This is a genomic window from Acidimicrobiales bacterium (genome assembly GCA_036273495.1).
Lineage (GTDB): Bacteria > Actinomycetota > Acidimicrobiia > Acidimicrobiales > JAJPHE01 > DASSEU01.
Genome location: DASUHN010000422.1, coordinates 1 through 2,217, shown reverse-complemented (window position 1 = coordinate 2,217; position 2,217 = coordinate 1). Strand labels below are relative to the sequence as shown.

The 2,217-nt window shown below is 71.1% G+C and carries 3 protein-coding genes; all 3 read right to left on the bottom strand.

Translation table 11 applies throughout. From position 1 onward, the window contains the following. The coding region (locus tag VFW24_18365) for a hypothetical protein (protein HEX5268736.1) at nucleotides 1-1,172 on the bottom strand (1,172 nt) is incomplete at its 3' end. Next, the gene (locus tag VFW24_18360) at nucleotides 1,169-1,918 is read right to left on the bottom strand and encodes a beta-phosphoglucomutase family hydrolase (protein HEX5268735.1); all 750 of its coding nucleotides are present in this window, start codon (nucleotides 1,916-1,918) and stop codon (nucleotides 1,169-1,171) included. The genes VFW24_18365 and VFW24_18360, both read right to left, overlap by 4 nt. Further along, nucleotides 1,915-2,217: DUF488 family protein (locus VFW24_18355; protein HEX5268734.1), on the bottom strand; the 303-nt coding region annotated here is incomplete at its 5' end. The genes VFW24_18355 and VFW24_18360, both read right to left, overlap by 4 nt.

The window sequence follows — 2,217 nt, the reverse complement described above, 5'->3', positions numbered from 1 at the left end:
GGGAGGGTGGAGTGGCGCCAGCGCAGGGCGTGGGCCACAGCGTCGGGGGCCACGTTGGTCAGCACGGGCAGGACATAGGCCTCGGTGTCCCAGAAGCAGTGGCCGTCATAGCCCGGCCCGGTCAGCCCCTTGGCGGGTATGGCCCTGCCCTCGGCCCGGGCCCCCGCCTGCAGGACGTGGAACAAGGAGAAGCGCACGGCCTGTTGCAGCTCGGCGTCGCCTTCGACCTCCACGTCGGCGCCGTCCCAGAAGGCATCGAGGTAAGCCCGCTGCTCGGTGAGCAGCTGGTCCCATCCCCCCCGGGCGGCCCCGGCCAGGGCGGCGTCGGCCTGATCCCACACCGCAGGCCGCGAGCGGGAGCCCGACCAGCCATAGGCCACGAGCTTGACCAGGCGGAGACGGGTCCCTGGTTCGAGCGACGCGGTCAGCGTCACGCGTCCCAGGTGGGGGAAGGCCTCGGCCGACACCTCGGTGCCAGCCGGCCCGTCCACCACATGGTCCATGACTGCGGCGATGCGAAGGGCGCTGTGGCGCGTCGAGTGCACCAGGCCGGCCCGGGCCCCCTGGGCGGCATGTTGCTCGGCGACCAGAGGCGCATCCAGCACCGCCGCCACCCTGGGATCGCCCCCGGGGGCGGGCAACTCCTCGTTGGCCACCAGCTCGGACTGCACGACCACCCGGGCTGGCCCGTCGAGGGGCTCGACCTCATAACAGATCGCCGCGATCGAGCGCTGCACGAAGGAGACCAGGCGGGTGGAGGACACCCGCACCGCGCTCCCGGCCGGGGAGGCCCACTCGGCGCGGCGGTAGAGGACGCCGGCCCGGAAGTCTAAGCAGCGCTCGTGGGCCCGGAGCTCCCCGTAGCGGACGTCGAAGGGCTCGTCGTTGACAAGGAGACGGATGACCTTGCCATTGGTCACATTGATGATGGTCTGGCCGAAGTCCGGGTACCCGTAGCCGGCTTCGGCGTAGGGCAGGGGGCGGCGCTCGTAGACCCCGTTGAGATAGGAGCCGGGCAGGCCATGGGGCTCCCCCTCGTCGAGGTTGCCCCGCCAGCCGATGTTCCCATTGGCCAGGGCGAAGACAGACTCGGACTGGGCCAGCACGGCCAGGTCCAGATCGGTGGCCCGCAGGCACCACGGCTCGACGGTGAAGGCGGGATGGTTGATCATCGGACATCCAGCAGCTCGGCCAGGTCCGCCACCACGACGTCGGCGCCATGGGCTTTGAGCTCGTCGGCCTGGCCGGCCCGGTCGACCCCCACCACGCAGCCGAAGCCTCCGGCCCGACCCGCCGCCACCCCGACCAGGGCGTCTTCGAACACCGCCGCGTTCGCTGGTCGGACACCGAGGGCTGCGGCACCGGCCAGGAACATGTCCGGCGCCGGCTTGCCCGCCAGATGATCCCGCTCGGCGGTCAAGCCGTCGATGCGCGCCTCGAAGAGGTCTTGGATGCCGGCGCCCACCAGCACGTCGGCGCAGTTGGCACTGGAGGACACCACCGCACGACCCAGGCCGGCCTCGCGGACGGCCCGGACGTAGCGAACCGAACCCTCGTAGGCGGCCACACCGTCGGATCGGATCCGGCGCAGCACGATCTCGTTCTTGTGGTTTCCCAGACCATGCACGGTCTCCGTCCCCGGCGGATCGTTCGGAGCGCCTTCGGGCAGGTCGATACCCCGGGCGGTCAGGAAGGAACGGGTCCCGTCGGCGCGGGGCTTGCCGTCCACGTAGGCGTCGTAGTCGGCCACCCGGTCGAACGCCACGAACGGCTCCCCGCTCCTTGCCGCCCGGGCCTGCAAGTAGGAGTCGAACATCTCCTTCCAGGCGGCGGCGTGCACCTTCGCCGTCTGGGTGAGGACACCATCGAGGTCGAACAGACATGCCTTGGCCCCGGGTGGAAGCCCCAAGACCGTCACGTGCGCAGCATCTCGGCCAGCACCTCGGCCTCGCTGATCTCGGGGGACTTGGTGGCGGTGAGCAGGGTGAGGTTCCGGCGCCTGGCCAGGCTCCGTAGGTGGTCCACCGCCTCGGACCGGTCCGGATCCTTTAGCTCGGCGCGGTAGCGCCGGGTGAACTCCCCGAACCGGGCCGGGTCGTGGCTGTACCACTTGCGCAGCTCGGTCGAGGGGGCCACGACCTTGCACCACTCGTCGAGGTCGGCCTTGGCCTTGGTCAACCCGCGGGGCCAGATCCGGTCGACCAGCACCCGCGTGCC